The organism is uncultured Odoribacter sp. (assembly GCF_937966165.1).
In the GTDB taxonomy this organism is placed as follows: Bacteria; Bacteroidota; Bacteroidia; order Bacteroidales; family Marinifilaceae; genus Culturomica.
Genome location: NZ_CALCLB010000036.1, coordinates 1 through 18,799, shown reverse-complemented (window position 1 = coordinate 18,799; position 18,799 = coordinate 1). Strand labels below are relative to the sequence as shown.

14 protein-coding genes are annotated in these 18,799 nt (G+C 42.0%); 11 read left to right on the top strand and 3 right to left on the bottom strand.

The window, feature by feature from the left end:
- Nucleotides 1-63: 63 nt before the first annotated feature.
- From Q0465_RS13215 to Q0465_RS13170, 10 genes are all read left to right on the top strand, one after another.
- Nucleotides 64-1,884, top strand: coding sequence for a glycoside hydrolase family 2 protein (locus tag Q0465_RS13215; RefSeq protein WP_298616836.1), 1,821 nt, complete (start codon nt 64-66; stop codon nt 1,882-1,884).
- 293 nt (nt 1,885-2,177) lie between these two features.
- The gene (locus Q0465_RS13210) at nt 2,178-3,038 is read left to right on the top strand and encodes a M23 family metallopeptidase (RefSeq protein ID WP_298616835.1); all 861 of its coding nucleotides are present in this window, start codon (nt 2,178-2,180) and stop codon (nt 3,036-3,038) included.
- Between the two features lie 57 nt (nt 3,039-3,095).
- Nucleotides 3,096-4,256: a 1-deoxy-D-xylulose-5-phosphate reductoisomerase gene (locus Q0465_RS13205; protein ID WP_298616834.1), complete on the top strand. Its 1,161-nt coding sequence runs from the start codon at nt 3,096-3,098 to the stop codon at nt 4,254-4,256.
- Between the two features lie 19 nt (nt 4,257-4,275).
- Nucleotides 4,276-5,616, top strand: coding sequence for an RIP metalloprotease RseP (rseP, locus tag Q0465_RS13200; RefSeq protein ID WP_298616833.1), 1,341 nt, complete (start codon nt 4,276-4,278; stop codon nt 5,614-5,616).
- Nucleotides 5,617-5,633: 17 nt separating this feature from the next.
- Nucleotides 5,634-5,987, top strand: a complete 354-nt coding sequence (locus Q0465_RS13195) for a carboxymuconolactone decarboxylase family protein (protein WP_298616832.1) — start codon at nt 5,634-5,636, stop codon at nt 5,985-5,987.
- 44 nt (nt 5,988-6,031) lie between these two features.
- Nucleotides 6,032-7,078, top strand: coding sequence for an endonuclease (locus tag Q0465_RS13190; protein ID WP_298616831.1), 1,047 nt, complete (start codon nt 6,032-6,034; stop codon nt 7,076-7,078).
- A 293-nt stretch (nt 7,079-7,371) separates the two neighbouring features.
- Complete coding sequence (locus Q0465_RS13185) at nt 7,372-8,298, top strand: magnesium transporter CorA family protein (RefSeq protein WP_298616830.1); 927 nt, start codon at nt 7,372-7,374, stop codon at nt 8,296-8,298.
- Between the two features lie 189 nt (nt 8,299-8,487).
- On the top strand, nt 8,488-9,564 hold the full coding sequence (locus Q0465_RS13180; protein WP_298616829.1) for an efflux RND transporter periplasmic adaptor subunit: 1,077 nt from the start codon (nt 8,488-8,490) through the stop codon (nt 9,562-9,564).
- Between the two features lie 81 nt (nt 9,565-9,645).
- The gene (locus Q0465_RS13175; protein ID WP_298616828.1) at nt 9,646-12,696 is read left to right on the top strand and encodes an efflux RND transporter permease subunit; all 3,051 of its coding nucleotides are present in this window, start codon (nt 9,646-9,648) and stop codon (nt 12,694-12,696) included.
- 27 nt (nt 12,697-12,723) lie between these two features.
- A complete protein-coding gene (locus Q0465_RS13170) occupies nt 12,724-14,028 on the top strand; it encodes a TolC family protein (RefSeq protein WP_298616827.1) in 1,305 nt (434 codons plus the stop codon).
- A gap of 39 nt (nt 14,029-14,067) precedes the next feature.
- Here Q0465_RS13170 and Q0465_RS13165 read toward each other — a convergent pair whose 3' ends face one another.
- Both Q0465_RS13165 and Q0465_RS13160 read right to left on the bottom strand, forming a co-directional pair.
- Complete coding sequence (locus Q0465_RS13165) at nt 14,068-15,126, bottom strand: RluA family pseudouridine synthase (RefSeq protein WP_298616826.1); 1,059 nt, start codon at nt 15,124-15,126, stop codon at nt 14,068-14,070.
- 17 nt (nt 15,127-15,143) lie between these two features.
- A complete protein-coding gene (locus Q0465_RS13160) occupies nt 15,144-15,956 on the bottom strand; it encodes a PASTA domain-containing protein (RefSeq protein WP_298616825.1) in 813 nt (270 codons plus the stop codon).
- 200 nt (nt 15,957-16,156) lie between these two features.
- Here Q0465_RS13160 and Q0465_RS13155 point away from each other — a divergent pair, with 200 nt between their 5' ends.
- Nucleotides 16,157-17,896: a LysM peptidoglycan-binding domain-containing protein gene (locus Q0465_RS13155; RefSeq protein WP_298616824.1), complete on the top strand. Its 1,740-nt coding sequence runs from the start codon at nt 16,157-16,159 to the stop codon at nt 17,894-17,896.
- A 77-nt stretch (nt 17,897-17,973) separates the two neighbouring features.
- On the opposite strand, the gene Q0465_RS13150 is transcribed toward Q0465_RS13155, so the two are convergent.
- The coding region (locus tag Q0465_RS13150) for a cell division ATP-binding protein FtsE (protein WP_298616823.1) at nt 17,974-18,799 on the bottom strand (826 nt) is incomplete at its 5' end.

Here is an 18,799-nt window from a genome sequence, read left to right as displayed (position 1 = left end):
TTTTGCCAATAGGGGTTATAGGTGTAGTTTAACAGAATAGTATTTCAGGGAATAACGGAATTTATGGGAAAAATTTATTTGCTCATTTTAGTTTTGGGGTATTCTTTGGGAAGCTTTGCCCAATGGAAGCCAGTCGGTGACCGTTTGCTGACGCGTTGGGGAAAGGCGTTGAATCCGGACCGGGTATGGCCGGAGTACCCCCGTCCGATTATGGAACGGGAGGTTTGGAAAAATCTGAACGGTCTCTGGGAATATGCCGTTGTTCCGCAGGGGAGTGCGGAGCCCTCCGCTTATGAGGGTAAGATTCTGGTACCTTTTGCCCTGGAGTCATCCCTTTCGGGAGTGGGGAGGGCTTTACAACCGGAGGAGGAATTATGGTATAAACGTGATTTTCGTATAGATTCTTCCTGGAAAAAGAAACGGATCTTATTACATTTTGGAGCAGTGGACTGGAAAACGGATGTATGGGTGAACGGAGTGAAAGTGGGGAGTCATAGCGGAGGTTATACTCCTTTTAGTTTTGATATAACTTCGGCATTGGTTGCTGGTGATAACCGGCTGACGGTACGGGTAAGCGATCCGACAGACCAGGGGATACAACCCCGTGGAAAACAAGTAAACCGGCCCTGTGGGATTTGGTATACTTCCGTGAGTGGAATCTGGCAGACGGTCTGGCTGGAACCGGTGCCTGATCATTACATTTCCGGAGTTCGGATTACGCCTGATATCGACAGGCGTATTTTGAGGGTGGAGGCAGAGACGGGGAGTGATGGAATAGTGCAGGTTGAAGTAAGTGCTGGTGGCAATCCGGTTGCTTTTTGCCGGTCTTTAAGCGGTCAGGCGGTAGAGGTTTGCATGCCCCCGGATATGTGTTTGTGGAGTCCTGATCATCCTTTTCTCTACGATTTATGTATTTCATTATGGGAATCGGGTCGCTGTATTGACCGGGTAAAGAGTTATGCAGCTATGCGTAAGTATTCGACGAAGCGTGATAAGAGGGGTATTGTTCGTCTTCAACTGAATAACCGGGATCTTTTCCAGTACGGTCTTTTGGATCAGGGATGGTGGCCAGACGGCTTGTATACGGCTCCCGGTGATTCTGCATTGTTTTATGATCTGGAGAAGACGAAGTCCTTTGGTTTTAATATGGTACGCAAGCATGTAAAAGTTGAACCGGCGCGCTGGTATTTTCATTGTGACCGTATGGGTCTGATCGTATGGCAGGATATGCCGAACGGTGATACTGGTCCTGATTGGCAGAACCGGGAATATTTCAATGGAGTGGAGAAAGTGCGCACTGCCTGTTCTGAGTCGGTTTATCGTTCGGAATGGCAGTCGATCATGGATTATCTTTATAATTACCCTTGCATAGGAGTATGGGTTCCTTTTAACGAGGCGTGGGGTCAGTTTAAGACGGAGGAAATCGTAAAGTGGACGAAGCTTTACGATCCCAGCCGTCTGGTTAATCCGGCTAGCGGAGGTAATCATTATGCCTGTGGAGATTTGCTGGACCTTCACAATTATCCCTCTCCGGAGCTTTATCTGTATGATGGTCAGCGAGCTACAGTTTTGGGAGAGTTTGGGGGCATCGGCCTTGTCAGTCCGGGTCATGTCTGGGAACCCACCCACAACTGGGGATACGTTCAGTTCACGGATAGTGCAGAGGCGACTTCAGCCTACTTGGAATATGCAGAAATGCTTTATGCCTTGATCGGCAGTGGTTTTTCGGCAGCCGTATATACGCAGACGACAGATGTGGAAATAGAGGTGAATGGTTTGCTGACCTACGACCGGGAAAAAGTGAAGCTGGATGAAGATAAACTCCGGGAAATCAATACGAAAATATGTACTTCCCTACCTCTGGGCGAGAAGGAGAGTGAATAAGTTGTTGCGTTTTAATCAGAGATAAGTATAAACGTATAGATAGCTAAGGATTAAATACTCAATTGTTTAAATGTATAAGTGTTTAAAAGGAGAAAATGATTTACAAATTCTTCCCTTTTCAACCTTTAACCTGAACCGGAGGTTCATACTCAGTAAGGCATTAATCTGTTTCCTTTAATAACTACTTTTAAATATTTTTACTTTTATACATTTTATATTCTCTTCCGGATTAGGAGAAAAATATTTCCGGTTTTCAAATTGTTATAGTAATTTTGGAAGCTAAAATAACTGCTATGGCAAAAGAAAAGGAAAGATTGTGGGATAGGTTAAAATACAAGTATAAATTGTCTATCCAAAATGAAACTTCTTATGAGGAAGTTTTCGGCATGCGTTTGTCACGTTTGCATGTAATGATGGCTTTGAGTGTACTGGCTGTTATTTTAATTTCTTTAACTACCTTATTGATTGCTTTTACAGGTTTAAAAGAGTTTATTCCCGGTTATCCGGACGGCAATATGCGCAAACTCATTACGGAAAATGCGTTGAGGGTAGATTCCCTGGAAGTAGAATTGAGAAAAAGAGATTGTTTTCTAGCTTCCATACAGATGGTGTTGAGAGGTGAAGATACGACTCAGATAGAAGTGAAAAACGATAGTATAAAAAATAATTACGATACGATACAATTCGGAATCAGTTCTGAAGAAAGTGAATTTCGCTCTTCTGTAGAAGAGCGGGAAAGATTTAATCTCACTGTCGGTTTAAATAAAGAACAAAACAGGGATTACTATCATTTTTTTCCTCCGGTAGAGGGAATTGTCAGTCGTAGTTTTGACGAGAAAAGCGGTCATTTTGGTACGGATATTGTGGCGAAAGCTAATTCAAAGGTTTCGACAGTTGCAGACGGGGTCGTGATTTTTACAGATTGGACAATTAAAACGGGTTATGTAATTCAGGTACAGCATGAGAATAATCTGGTATCGGTGTATAAACACAATTCTACTTTATTGAAAAAACAAGGAGACTATGTGCGGGCAGGGGAGGTGATTGCTATTGTGGGAAATACCGGTGAAGAAACTACTGGTCCGCATCTTCATTTTGAATTATGGCGGGCCGGAAATCCGTTAAATCCGGAAAATTTTATTAAATTTAAATAGGTGAATATTGAGGTATACGGTAAAAAGGGGGAAAGTATACTTTTTAAAAACAGGAAAATGAAAAGATTAGCCATATTAGGTTCAACAGGTTCGATTGGAACGCAGACCTTAGAGGTCGTGGAAGCACATCCGGATTTATTTTGTGTGGAAGTTTTAACTGCCAATCAGAATGTTGGATTACTGGCGGAGCAGGCAATCCGTTTTAAGCCCAATATGGTAGTGATTGCAGACGAGAGTAAATATGTCAGTTTAAAGGAAGCCTTAAAAGCGGAAGATATTAAAGTATATGCCGGGGAAGAAGCTTTAGCGCAGGTGGTAGCCGCCGGAACGGTAGATGTTGTGGTGACGGCTACTGTTGGCTACAGTGGTTTGTTACCTACCGTAAATGCCATACAGGCCGGTAAAATTATCGCTTTGGCGAATAAGGAAACTTTAGTGGTCGCCGGCGAATTGATTAATAAACTGGCAATTCAGTATCATGCCCCCATTCTTCCGGTGGATTCCGAACATTCAGCTATTTTTCAATGTTTGGTTGGGGAGGGAAATAATCCGGTAGAGAAAATTATTTTGACGGCTTCAGGAGGACCTTTCCGGGGGAAAGATTATCAGTACTTACAGTCGGTATCGCCTGCAGCAGCCCTGAAACATCCGAATTGGAATATGGGGGCCAAGGTCACGATTGATTCTGCTTCTCTGATGAATAAAGGGTTTGAGGTAATAGAAGCAAAATGGCTGTTCGGAGTGAGTCCGGAACAAATAGAAGTAGTCGTGCATCCGCAGTCGATTATCCATTCTATGGTAGAATTTGCCGACGGAAGTATCAAAGCTCAATTGGGCGCTCCGGACATGCGTCTGCCGATACAGTATGCTTTGACTTATCCGGATAGGCTACAAACAGATTTCGGAAGAATAAACTTCGGTACTTGTCGTTCCCTGACTTTTGAAGAACCGGACCGCCGGACTTTCCGCAACTTGAATTTGGCTTATCAGGCCATGTTGGAAGGAGGAAATAGGCCTTGTATGCTGAATGCCGCCAACGAAGTGGCTGTAGAGGCTTTTTTACAGGAAAAAATTTCATTTACGGCTATGTCGGATTTGATAGAGATGTGTATGGAAAAAGGTAATTTTATTGCTCAGCCTTCTTTGGAAGACTATATTTTTACGGATAAGGAAATACGTAAAGAAGCCCGAGAGCGGCTTAAAACTTTTGGAAAATAAATTGTAAACAAGGAATGATATGGATGTTTTTGTAAAAATAGTGCAGTTGTTATTGAGTTTATCTATCTTGGTATTATTCCATGAATTTGGACATTTCCTTTTTGCAAAGTTGTTTAAAACCCGGGTGGAGAAATTTTATATGTTCTTTAACCCTTGGTTTTCTTTATTTAAATTTAAAAAAGGAGATACCGAATATGGTATAGGCTGGCTTCCACTCGGAGGATATGTAAAAATTGCAGGTATGATTGACGAATCTATGGATACGGCTCAGATGAAAAAACCGGCTCAGCCTTGGGAATTTCGTTCTAAGCCGGCCTGGCAACGATTATTGATAATGTTAGGGGGAGTAATGGTGAATGTCGTTCTGGCATTTCTGATTTATATTATGATCTTGTATACCTGGGGAGAAACTTATCTGCCGGCTGAAAATGTAAAATACGGAGTAGTATGTGATCCCCTATTTGAAAAAATGGGTATGCAAACGGGAGATATCATTGTTTCTCTGGATAGTGTAAAGGTGGAGCGTTTTTCAAATATTCTGGCCGATATGACTTTGGATCATCCCCAAACGGTTCAGGTGAAACGGGACGGAAAAATGATTAGTTTAAATATACCCGAAACTTTTACTGCCGATTTGCTGGCAATATCTTCTAAAAATAGCAGACTTCGGTTATTGGTACCCCGGCAATTGATGGACAGTACTTATGTTGCAGAATTCGCTGACTATTCCGTGGCTTATGATGCAGGAATCCGGAAAGGAGATAAAATCCTTTCTGTAAACGGACGTTCTTTCCGGTATTACGATGAATTTACAGATATGCTGGCGGAAAGTGCTGATTCCCGTGTAGAGACTAAAGTCGTAAGAGGAAAGGATACATTACAGTTTGCTTTTGATTTGGGTACTGACGGAAAGTTCGGTATTTATTTCGGTTCTACGGAGAGACTGGAACTGGCTTCGCGGGAATATACTTTTCTGGAAGCAATTCCTGCCGGAATATCAAAGGGAACGCAGACCGTATCGTCTTATCTAAAACAATTAAAATTGTTGTTCTCGCCTAAAGTAGAAGCGTATAAGTCTGTGGGAGGAGTGATGATGATGGGGAGTATTTTTCCGGGGGTTTGGGATTGGCAGATTTTTTGGGAGCTAACTGCTTTTATTTCTATTATGCTGGCAGTTGTGAATATTTTACCTATTCCGGCTTTAGACGGAGGACATGTTTTGTTTTTATTGTATGAAGTAATTACCCGGCGGAAACCTGGTGAAAAGTTTATGGAATATGCCCAGATTGCGGGTATGATGATATTGTTGGGGCTTTTTATACTGGCAAATGTAAATGACATCGTCCGCTTTTTCGGATAGGCCTAAAAATAGAAAAGATGAACGAACAACTTAAAGAATTCCGGGAATACCGGGAGAAAATGAATGAAAAAATCCTGAAATCCGATAATAAGGTCATCAAGAGGATTTTCAATATAGATACCAATACATATAAGAATGGGGCTCTTCCGGCTAAAGTGAAGGAAATGCTGGGATTGGCGACTTCCATGGTACTTCGTTGTGATGATTGTATTAAATATCATCTGGAGAAGTGTTATGAATTAGGGGTGACAACACCCGAGATGTTTGAAATTTTTTCAGTTGCCAACTTGGTTGGAGGGACGATTGTGATTCCCCATATGCGAAGGGCTGTGGAGTATTGGGAAATTTTAGTGGAAAGCGGGGGAAAATAAAGCAGAATTTATAGAGATTTACAGGAATAGATAGTTTAATGAGGATGCTACGTTTAGAGATGATTCTCGGACTAAGCCTGTTCTTTTTTCTGAAAATTTGGGGACAGGGACATTATAGGGTTCTTTCTTATAATGTGGAGAACTTTTTTGATATAAGGTCCGATTCCCTGACACAGGATGACGATTTTACTCCTCAGGGCAGATTACATTGGACATCCGGCCGGTATACAACTAAGTTATTGAATATAGCGGAGGCGATTGAGGCAGCAGGGGGAGGAGATTTTCCGGCATTTGTAGGGTTGTGCGAAATAGAAAACCGGAATGTATTGCTGGATCTGGTTTTAAAAACACGGCTGGCCGCTGCTGATTACGGAATTGTACATCAGGACTCTCCCGATGCGAGGGGAATAGATGTCGCTTTTTTGTATCGGAAAAAATATTTCCACGTTTTAGAAGAAATATTTTTGCCTGTATCTTTATCTGAAAAGGAGGTTTTATATAGCCGCGATATTTTGCGGGTTACAGGTGTTTTAAAAACCGGAGATTCCCTGTTGCAGGATACACTTCATTTCTTTGTTTGTCATTTCCCTTCCATGTCGGGAGGAGAAGCGGAAAGCGAATGGAAGCGGGAGAAAGCCGCTTCGGTTGTAAAACAGCACATAGATACACTTCTGCAACAATATATTCGTCCGGCTATTCTGATTTTGGGAGATTTGAACGGAAAAGCAAACCGTTCCGCCCAGTCGCACGTATTGCAGGTTCTTTCTTCCGATGTCAGCTCGTGGGAGAACAAACGGTTGTATAATACGGGATATTATTTATTACATCGCAATAAAGGGAGTTATAAATACAAAGGACAGTGGCAGACGATTGACCAGATTATTGTTTCCGGAAATTTGTTAAACGGTCAATGCCGTTTGCAGGTCCATCAGCATCTTCAGATTTTTGCACCCCGTTTTTTACTGGAAGAAGATAGGACCTATTATGGTTATAAACCTTTCCGCACCTATGCGGGGCCCCGTTATATCGGTGGATATAGCGATCATTTACCTTTATATCTGGATTTATACATTAAAAATTCTGAGCCTTAATACAGGGAAGAAAACGACACCGAAGTGTAAAGATCTGATTTTCAAATTTATTTAAAATAGTTACGGTTATAAAAGTGCGTACAAATAGTGTTCAGGCCGTCAAGGACACAAAAACCCTCGTCCCCGGGAGTTTTTTGCTTATTTTTTAATTGGTTTGTGGTATTTTTTAGTTTTTAAAAATTATTTTTGCACAAAATTCATAATAATAACTATGGACGATTATCATCAACAGTATTAATCTGAACAAAGGTTTTTCTCGAAAGCCTTTGTTTGTAATGAATGGAGGGTTTTATATGAGAAGATTCCTTTGGTGTGATGAAGGTTTCACAGAAAAAAAGGTGTGGCAGGCTGACTGCTGGATTAATGTTGAGGTGCCCACCCCAACAGACATAAAATATCTTATCGAAGATTTGAATGTTCCCGATTCGTTTTTGTCGGATATTGAAGATGCGGATGAAAGACCCCGTATTGAAGAAGAAGACGGCTGGACGTTGATTATTTTACGTATTCCTTACCGGGACAAAGGGAACGATATTCCTTATATTACGGTTCCTCTGGGATTTATTATGAAAGCTCCCTATTTTGTTACAGTCTGCCATTATAATACGGATATGTTACCGGATTTTATCCGCTATGTCAACCGGAAACGACTGACCCTGGAAGGGCATTGGGATTTGCTGTTCCGGCTCTTCCTCTCCTCTTCGGTCTGGTATTTGAAATACCTGAAACAAATCAATTACCAGAGCCGGCGGGTAGAAAAAGAACTGGAGAAATCAATTGAGAATGAGGAACTACAGCGCTTACTGAAAATAGAAAAATCTTTGGTATTTTTTATTACTTCTATGCGGGGAAATGACAATTTACTGGTGAAACTGAAAAATCTGAAATCCCAGCGGAAATATTATGATGATGATCTGGTGGAAGACGTGGAAATCGAATTGCGGCAGGCGTTGGATTCTGCCCGTATATATAGCGATATTCTCAGCGGGACAATGGATGCTTATGCTTCGGTAATTTCTAATAATTTGAATGTGATTATGAAGCGTATGACCAGTATCTCGATGTTGCTGATGATTCCGACTTTAGTAGCCAGTTTGTACGGTATGAATGTCCCGAATTCTTTATCGGAAAACCGTTATGGTTTCATAATTATTTTTGCCGTATGTATCGTGCTCTCTATATTGGCTTTCGGTTTTTTGAAAAGGAGACGTTGGTTTTAAAAATAACGTATTTTAATATATTATTAACAAAATTAGAAGTAAACGGAAAAGGATGTTTATTGTCAAATAAACAGTAAAAATGTTTATGAAGGTAAAAGTGCGGAATAGAAAATAAATTTTGAGGGAAAAGGTAGCGGAGGAGGGAATTGGGGGAAGAGAGAATAGGACGTGATTTAATGTTCAGAGGATATGAATAAATTGGTAAAAAGAGGTTTGATTATTGTTATTGTCTTCGTCATATTGGGAATTATTTTTATTCCCCGTTTGGGTTGGTTTGAGGTTACGCCGGAGGTGTCGGCAGTTGCCGGGGAACGGACAAGTGGAGGGGCATTGCCTGTTAAAGGGATTGTAGCCACGCGTTCAGAAGCGGGGAACGGGATAATGGCTGTGGGAACGATGCTGGCAAATGAAGAGGTGGAACTGGTAGCGGAAATTGTCGGGAAAGTAAGGAAGATTTATTTTCAGGAAGGAAGCCGGGTCCGGCAGGGAGAATTATTGTTAAAGGTGGATGATGCTGATTTGCAGGCGCAGTTGACCCGTGCTGAATTTCAACGGAAATTATTAAGTGAAAAACTGGAGCGTCAGCGGATTTTATTAAAACGGGAATCCATCAGCCGGGAGTCTTTTGACCAGTTGCAAACAGATTACAATGTACTGGAAGCAGATATCGAGCTTTTAAAAGTGAAAATCAGCCGGACAGAAATACGGGCTCCCTTTGACGGTGTAATGGGTTTCCGATATGTAAGTGAGGGAAGTTATGTACAGCCTAGTTCCAAGATTACGACTATTGTGGATAATTCAGTGTTAAAATTTGAATTTTCTGTTCCGGAAAAATATGCAGCCCATCGGTTGCAGGGGCAAAAGATTAAATTTCGTACGACAGGTAGTGAAAAAGTATATACCGCTCAGGTATATGCCGTAGATCCGTTAATCGATGTAAAAACCCGTATGATTTTGTTGCGGGCGCGTTTTGATAACCGGGCCAATGAACTGATGCCCGGGATGTTTGCCAAAGGAAATCTGATGGTAGAAGGAAAAAATGAGTATATCGCTATTCCTACGGAAGCTGTCGTGCCGGAAATGGATGGGAAACGGATGTGGGTGGTGAAAAATGGAAAAGCGGTGAGTATTCCGGTGGAGACGGAAAGCCGGGATGAAAAATATGTGGAAGTGACTTCCGGCGTGCAACCCGGAGATACTGTCCTGGTTGGAGGATTGATGCAGTTAAGGGAAGGGATGACGGTGGCTGTGACTTTGGGCAAATAAGGAAAGTGCACTAAAAATAAAGTGAGTATAGAATTATAAGCGGATCATGCTGTCAAGCTGTTTTTGTAATATTCTGATCAAATGAGTTTATCGTCTACCTGTATAAAGCGGCCTGTGTTCGCTACTGTGATGAATATAATCCTGATGTTGGTGGGATGTATCGGGTTAGTATTTTTAGGCGTACGGGATTATCCGAGTGTGGACCCGCCGATTATTTCCGTATCTACCAGTTTTCCGGGAGCCAATGCGGATGTTATTGAGACGCAGATTACGGAGCCTTTGGAAGCTTCTATCAATGGTATTCCGGGTATTCGTTCACTGACCAGTACGAGTAGGGACGGAAGAAGTTTTATCACGGTGGAATTCGAATTGGAAGTAGATTTGGAAACAGCCGCCAATGATGTGAGGGATAAGGTTTCCGGAGCTATGCGTAAATTACCGAAGGACGTAGACCCTCCCACGGTAACTAAAGCGGATGCAGATGCTCAGCCGATTTTTGGTGTTTCTCTCCGGAGCGACCAGCGTTCTCTGATCGATCTCAGTATGTATGCTGAGCAATATTACAAGGAGAGGTTGCAGACGATCAGCGGAGTCAGTAGCGTGTCGATATGGGGAGAAAAACGTTATTCTGTCCGTTTGCGTATGGATCCCGCTTTGTTGGCTGCTTACCGGATAACGCCTATGGACGTCAGGGATGCGGTGACCCGCGAAAATGTAGAATTGCCTTCCGGGCGTATAGAAGGAGAGAATACCGAATTGACCATCCGGACTTTGGGACGGTTGATGACGATAGACGATTTTAATAATTTGGTGATCCGGGAAGATAATAATAAGGTGATCCGGTTCCGGGATATTGGGATTGCAGAAGTAGATGCCGAAGATGTGCGTTCTGTTATGAAGAGAAACGGGGTGCCTATGGTAGCCTGTGTGATTATTCCTCAACCGGGTGCTAATTATATCGATATTGTCGACCGGGCTTATGCGGTTATGGGAGATCTGGAAAAGGATTTACCGGCAGATGTGGAGGCCGGGATTGCTTTTGACAATACTGTTTTTATCCGGAATTCAATCAATGAAGTGAAAAGTACGATTATAGAAGCATTTGTTCTGGTTGTACTGATAATTTTTTTGTTTTTACGGAATTGGCGGACAACTTTGATCCCGGTGTTGGCTATTCCAATTTCCCTGGTAGGAGCATTTTTTATCATGTATCTGGCCGGATTTACCATTAATATTCTGACCTTACTGGCGATTGTGCTGGCGATTGGTCTGGTCGTCGACGATGCGATTGTGGTAATGGAAAATATCTATACCAAAATTGAGCAGGGAATGTCTCCCAAGGAAGCCGGTTATAAAGGATCGGAAGAAATCTTTTTTGCGGTGATTGCGACTACTGTCGCTTTGGTTGCAGTCTTTTTTCCCATCGTTTTTCTACAGGGAACTACAGGCCGTTTATTCCGGGAATTCAGTATTGTGATCACCGGAGCTGTCATTATCTCTTCTTTCGTAGCCCTTACCTTTACGCCGATGATATCCACGAAATTGTTAACCCGGAATGTTACGGATAATTGGTTTTACCGGAAGACCGAACCTTTTTTCAATGGTTTGACTCATTTATACCGTCGTTGGCTGGAGGGATTTATGAGGTGGCGTTTTACTGCTCCCCTCATTTTAACCGGGTCGGCAGTGCTGATTTATATATTGTGGAAATCTACTCCTTCGGAAATGGCACCTTTGGAGGACCGTTCCAATATCCGTATTACATCAACGGCTCCTGAGGGGGCGACTTTTGAATACATGAACCGGTATGCTTCCGAGTTATCGGCTTATTTAGAGGAAGTAGTGCCGGAACAGGAGAAAATCATCGAGATGATCGGAGGTGGCAATACCAATCGGTCGAACTTGAATTTATGGCTGAAGGATCCTGAAGGCCGGAAACGTACCCAACAGGAAATAGCCGATGAACTGGGTGTAAAAGTCCGTCAGTTTACAGGGGCCCGTACCATGGTTTCTCAGCAGCAAACATTCGGAGGACGAAGGGGTGGGTTGCCGGTAGAATACGTGATACAGGCTAAAAATCTGGAAGATTTGAAACGGGTCTTACCCCGTTTTATGGAGGAGGTAAATAAAAGTCCGGTATTTTCAGTAGCAGATTTAAACCTGAAGTTTACAAAACCGGAATTAACCATAAATATAGACCGGGACAAAGCGGCTGTGATGGGCGTATCTATGCAGAATATTGCCCAAACTTTACAGCTGACAATGAGTGAACAAAGAGTAGGTTATTTTATTCTGAATGGAAAACAATATCAGATATTGAGTGAGTTGGACCGGGAAAACCGGAGCAAACCTTCCGATTTGCAAAATATATATGTACGGAATGAAGCCGGGGATTTGATTGCTATGGACAATCTGGTAACTACTTCGGAAAGTTCTATGCCTCCCCAATTGTATCGGTATGATCGTTTTGTGGCCGCGACAGTTTCAGCCGGATTGGCAAAACGCAAGACTTTATCCCAGGGGTTGGAAGAAATGGACCGGATAGCTGAAGAAGTGCTGGATGATAATTTTAAGACGACACTTTCCGGAAGTTCGAAAGATTTTGTGGAGAGTTCTTCCAGTTTGATGTTCGCTTTTATTCTGGCTTTGGTATTTATTTATCTGGTACTGGCAGCTCAGTTTGAGAGTTTCCGGGATCCTTTGATTATTATGCTGACAGTACCTTTGGCCCTGATCGGAGCGATGGTATCCCTTTGGTATTTCGAACAAACCATGAATATTTTCAGCCAGATCGGAATCATCATGTTAATAGGATTAGTATCGAAAAATGGTATTCTGATTGTAGAATTTGCCAATCAGCGGAAGGCTATGGGAGAACCGATGATGGAAGCCGTAAAAAATGCAGCTGTAGCGCGTTTCCGTCCGATTCTGATGACCAGCCTGTCGACTGTACTGGGGATTTTACCGATGGCAATGGCGACAGGTGCCGGAGCCGAGAGCCGGGTCGCCATGGGAATCGCGGTGGTAGGCGGAATGGTATGTGCAACCTTCCTTTCTTTATTTATTATACCCGCTATTTATTCTTATTTATCTGCGGATAGGCCGGTAATAAAAGAAGAACATAGGGAATAAAAATTAACGATTTAAGAAATAGAAAAGATGAGACGATCGGGATTCGTTTTTTTTATCTTACTTTTAATAGTTAGCCTTCCTGTACAGGCACAGGAAAAGATAACCCTGGAAGATTGCATCGGAAAGGCTTTGGAGGCAAATTATAGCATCAAAATGGTACGGAATCAGGAAAAGATAGCGGAGAATAATGCAAATTATGCCCCTTTTTTACCGACGGTTGCTTTGGATGCGGAACAAAATCAGCGGCTCACTGACAGTAAAACCCGAGTGGGAGGAGAAGTGAATGAAACGAGTGGATTGGCTTCGGATGCCTATTCGGCAGGTGTTTCCCTGAATTGGCGTTTATTTGACGGAATGTCGATGTTTACAACTTATACAAAATATCAGGAAATGCTGGCTATCGGGGAACTCAATACGCAGATGTCTATGGAGAATCTGGTTGTAAATGTAAGTGAAGCTTATTATAATGTGATCGTCCAACACAGTAAGCTCGACGCTGCCAAGCACTCTCTGGCTCTTTCCAGTGAGCGTTTTAATGAAGCTCACGACAAATATGTACTGGGAGTATTGTCCGGACTGGAATTACAACAGGCAAAAATAGACCTGAATGCGGACAGTTCAAAATATATGAAACAAAAAGAATTGTTGAAAAGCGCCTATATATCCCTGAATATGATTATGAACTCCGATTTGCAGAGGGCTATGTATGTGCAGGATACTATTGTTTTACAGTCGCCTTTAGTCTATGAGGAATTGTACCACAATACGCTGGCCATGAATACGACTTTACTGATTGCCCGTAAAGATCAGAAGATATCGGCTTTGGACGTCAGGATTGCCCGCTCGGCTCTTTTCCCGACTCTGGATTTTAATACCGGATATAATTACAGCCGGACGACAACCCCGGCAGCCAATACTTCTTTGAACCGGTCGAACGGTTTTTACTGGGGATTTGCTTTAAAAATGAATGTTTTTAACCGGACGGAGAATATTCGTAAAATCCGGAATGCAAAACTGGAACAAGAAAATGTGGAGTGGTCCTACCGGGATGTCGAATTACAAACCCTGGCGGATTTGGCCCAGTTGTATAATACTTATGAAAACAATCTGCAGATTGTCAATTTCGAAAATGAGAGTGCGGAAGTGGCCTTTGAGAATTTGGATGCAGCTTTGGAAAAGTACAAACTCGGAACCTTGTCGGGTATTGAATTCCGGGAATTCCAACGCAGTTATATAGATGCTGTGGACCGCAAATTATCTGCCATCTATCAGGCAAAAGTTTCGGAACTTTCCCTTTTGCTGATTAGCGGACAGGTAAGGGTGGTGGAGTAATGGACATCCGGTGGAAAATGAATTAATGCTTCTTGATTTTTAGCGCTCACTGGTATAATTGCGCCATTTTTCTATAAGTTGTTTCATATCTTCCGGAAGAGGGGAATCAAAAGAAAGGCGTTTACCGGTAAGGGGATGAGTGAAACCGAGGGTTTTGGCATGCAGTGCCTGGCGGGGACAAATTTCGAAACAATTGTTTACAAATTGTTTATACTTCGTAAAAGTGGTCCCTTTTAATATTTCATTTCCGCCGTATTCCGCATCGTTGAAAAGCGGATGTCCTATGTATTTAAAATGGGCACGGATTTGATGGGTACGGCCTGTTTCCAATATACATTCTACCAGATTTACGTAACCCAAACGTTCAATTACTTTATAGTGAGTGATTGCATGTTTTCCGTGACTTCCGTCCGGATATACGGACATGATTTTACGATTAACGGTATGTCGTCCGATATGTCCTGTAATGGTGCCTGTATCTTGCTCTAGGTTTCCCCAGCATAGGGCAACATATTTCCGATCAGAAGTTTTATTAAAAAATTGCAATGCCAGGTGAGCTTTAGCCTGTTCCGTTTTCGCAATAACGAGTAAACCTGAAGTATCTTTGTCGATACGGTGCACCAGGCCGGGGCGTATGTCATTCGTGCTGAAGAGGGGATTATCCTTCAGGTGCCACACCAGTGCATTTACCAGAGTGCCGCTGAAATGCCCGAAAGCCGGATGTACCACCATTCCTGCAGGTTTATTGATGACCATTAATTGTTCGTCTTCGTATACAATATCCAGCGGGATATTTTCCGGTATAATTTCAATTTCCCTTTTGGGATAAGACATTATAACCGATATACTATCGTTGGGTTTTACCTTGTAATTGGATTTTACGGGTTTATCATTTACCAGAATACAACCGGCATCAGCAGCTTCTTGTATTTTTGTCCGGGAAGCATTGGGAAGACGGGTCATCAGAAATTTATCTATCCGTAGAGGTAGCTGACCTTTGTCTGCTTCAATACGGTAGTGTTCGTACATTTCCTGTGGTTCCGTCCCTTCTTCCGGAATTTCTTCCGGTTCTTCCATTTCTTCCAGATATTCTGCCATAGACAAGATTTCAAAATTTATTCCATCATGAGTAAAGAGTCCAGGGCGTGAATTTTTAAAGTGTCAAAAGTGACATGTACATTCACGGGAGTTCCGGCGGGTATACGTATATTTTTGCTATACGGAGGGTCTTGCCAATAGATAATGGCATCTTTACTGTCTTTATCTGCTTCCATCAGCGAATCTCTGACGATTTCCCCTAAATTGAGGTAATTTTCTTTCAGCAGCCGGCTGGCTTCATCAATCTTCAGATTGTACAAACGAGGGATTAATACCGTATTATAGCCGTCATTTCCTTGTCCGAGTACAATATCGATAGTATCTCCTTTCATTAAAAGGGCACCGGCTTCCACAGTTTCTCCCTGATATTTCAATTGTAAAACCAGATTTTTAAATTCCGAAGGCATATATTCGATGCGTCCGATTTCAAACCCTTTCATTTTTAAAGTTTTTAGCGTCTGACGATACGGAATATTTGTTAAAGGAGGCAGAGCTATCCGCTCCGGGTCCCGGGCATTCATGATCAACTGGATTGTCCGGTTATTTTTTACTTTAGAACCTTCCAGCGGATATTGTTCCTGTATGGTCCCGGGACGTGCATTTTCATCGTATATAGAATCGATGACAATTACGTTTAGCTTATTCTGAAGAGCCAACTGTCCGGCTTGTTCAGGAGTAAGGTCCCGGAAAGAAGGAACGGATATTGCATAACCGTGTTGAGTATACTTTTCCAAATACCTTAATACAAAGAATCCGATACCGATCAATAAAAGAATCGCAATGAATAAATTCAAAAGAAAAAATGTTAATTTCGGATACTTTAATGTCATATTTGTACGCTTTAAATGGATTTGTCTTTCTCTGACTGCCTCAATGGAATGTCCGGATATTCCGGAAGATACTCCTTCGCTGCGATCTTTTTCTTCAGCATTGCAAAATTAGCTTAGATTTTTAAATTATCTATTACTTTTTCGTATTTTTGCCCAGCTAAGCCGTATTATAATTGTTTTATAGCTAAACGAATCGATATATGTCGAAATTCATTCTCTTATTTTTTTTGTTATTGGTGGGTTATCAGTTGTGCGGACAGACGCCGGAAATACGTAAATCAACTGACATTATAGTTATCAAAGGGAAAAACTATTATCTGCACGTAGTGGAACAGGGACAAACTTTGTTTTCTATTTGTAAGGCTTATGGAGTGGATGTGGAAGAGGTAAAAGCATTGAATAAAAAACAGGGGAATGAATTGTCTGTTTTTGAAGTATTAAAAATCCCTTATGTAGCTCCTTATGTACAGCAGGATGGAGAATATTATTATCATAAAGTAGTAAAAGGAGAGACTTTGTATTCCATTTCCCGAAAATTTGGAATTAAAGTAAAACGTATTCTGAGGGAGAATAAAACGTATGAAAATACGCCCCTTTCTATAGGAGCAATCGTACGTTTACCTCTGCGGGCGATCGATATCAGTCAGATCGGGGAAGAGAAGGGGGAAGGTGTTGACGGAAATCCGGATGAAAAAATAGAAACGGCGGAAGTTTCAGCGGAAAAAGGAGAGAATGAAAGCGGGAAAAAGGATACATTGACCATTGATACTCTTCCTTTGATTATTGATCATTCGGTACCGGAAAACAAATACGTGAAGGTGGCCCTCCTCTTACCTTTATTTGCGCAGCAAAATGTTGATATCGCCCTGATGGCTACAGATACTACAGGAGGAAAAATCCCGACCCCCGTTTCTGTTTTGCATAAATCAGAACAGTTTGTATATTTTTATGAAGGGATTTTACTGGCGGTTGATAGTCTGAAACAGGCCGGTTATAAAATTGATTTGCATGTTTTCGATACCGAAAAGAGTAATACTAAAATGAATGAGATCGTTGCGGCTTTGAATAAATTAAATCCGGATTTGATTATCGGTCCGGTATATGGTTCTGAATACCGCATATTGATGGAAAATCTTCTGAACAAACAGATTCCGGTTGTGTATCCTCTCTCTGCAAGGAATGAGAATTTCGGACAGGATCCGAATTTTTTGCAAGTCAACATTTCTTTTGCTTCCCTGATTGAAAAGATGATTTATTGGATAGGCGACCAACGGGCGTCTGCGAATATTATCGGTTTTAAATTTTTACAGGACGCCGGGAATGACGAGCAGACTCAGAAAGACAGGATGGAGAAAAAAATGTGGATAGAACGATTGGAAACTTTACCGGGAGTCCGGTTTTTTAATTGGGATTTCCGGGCGGAAACACTGGAAGGATTAAAGCTGATGCTGAGTGAGGAGCAGGAAAATATTCTGATATTGCCCACTTCCCGGGAAACTGATTTGACAAAGATATTACCTGTATTATCTCTTTTAAAAGATGCTTATAAAATTACGGTGGTCGGTTTTCCGGACTGGCAGAATTTTACTTCCATCGATCATGAAAACTTTTATAAATTAAATGTAAAGCTTTTTACGTATAGTTATGTAGATAATTATGCTGAAGAAGCGAAAAATTTTGCTGCAAAATACAGGGAATATTTTGATTCGGAGCCTCATACATTGACAAATAAGGCTTACGATTTAGGATTGTATTTTATTCCGTTGGCCGCCCGTTTCGGAGTTCATTTCCCGCAGGCTTTTTATCAGGCGGATCCCCGGGGAGTCTTTTCCGTTTTTCGTTTTGAAAGGATGTGTCCCGGTTGCGGTTGGGAAAACCGGGGATTGTATATTGTCAATTACGGTTCCGACTATAAAATAAAAGTCGAAGTTTTGCAATAAACATACAACTCCCCTGTAATTGCAAAATAAGAGAATGACACCTTTGCCCGTTTAACCTTTTGGACATTCTGAACCGGTCAATCCATTAGTTCAAAACCAAAAGGTTGTTCTGTTCGGGCGGGAGAATCCGGTTTTTGTTTCTCCGGCTTATCGTCGGAAATTATTGCAGAAGTTTCCTTTGCTTCTGATACGAATGGAGGTGTATCCCTTTCCCCGTCGGGGGGGAGAGTTTCTTCAGATTCTTCAGCAGAAGTTTCTGTTTTCCCATTCTTCTCTGTTTGGATGGCGGGGTAGGCTTGTATATCAATCGGGCCCGAAACCAGTCCTTCTGCTGCAGGTAAGGCTTCTGCGGCTAAAGGGGTGTTTTCGATACTTTCAATATCTGCCGGAGCTAAAGTGTGAGGACGTACAGTGAGTTGTTCGTCTTCCGTCAGGGTCCCGTTTTCGCAACGCAGTACGCGTCCCGGATAACGTTTAATCAAATCGTATTGGTGGGTAGCGATGATAATCGTTTTTCCGCTTTCGCTGAGGTCTTTTAATAATTCTACCAAACGGTAAGAGGTTTCCGGATCGATATTACCTGTCGGCTCATCGGCCAGAATGATGGGAGGAGCATTTAAAAGTGCCCGGGCCAATACGATACGTTGTTGTTCTCCGCCGGATAATTCATGCGGCATTTTAAACTTTTTATCGGGCATTTCCACCTTATTCAGTACCGTATCTATCCGTTCCTCTATGGCTTTTTTGTTTTTCCAGCCCGTAGCTTTTAGTACAAATTCCAGATTTGCATAGACATTCCGGTCGGTAAGCAGTTTAAAATCCTGGAATACAATTCCGCATTTTCTCCGCAATAAAGGGATCTGGGACTTTTTAATTTTTTTCAGTTGAAATCCGGCTACTTCC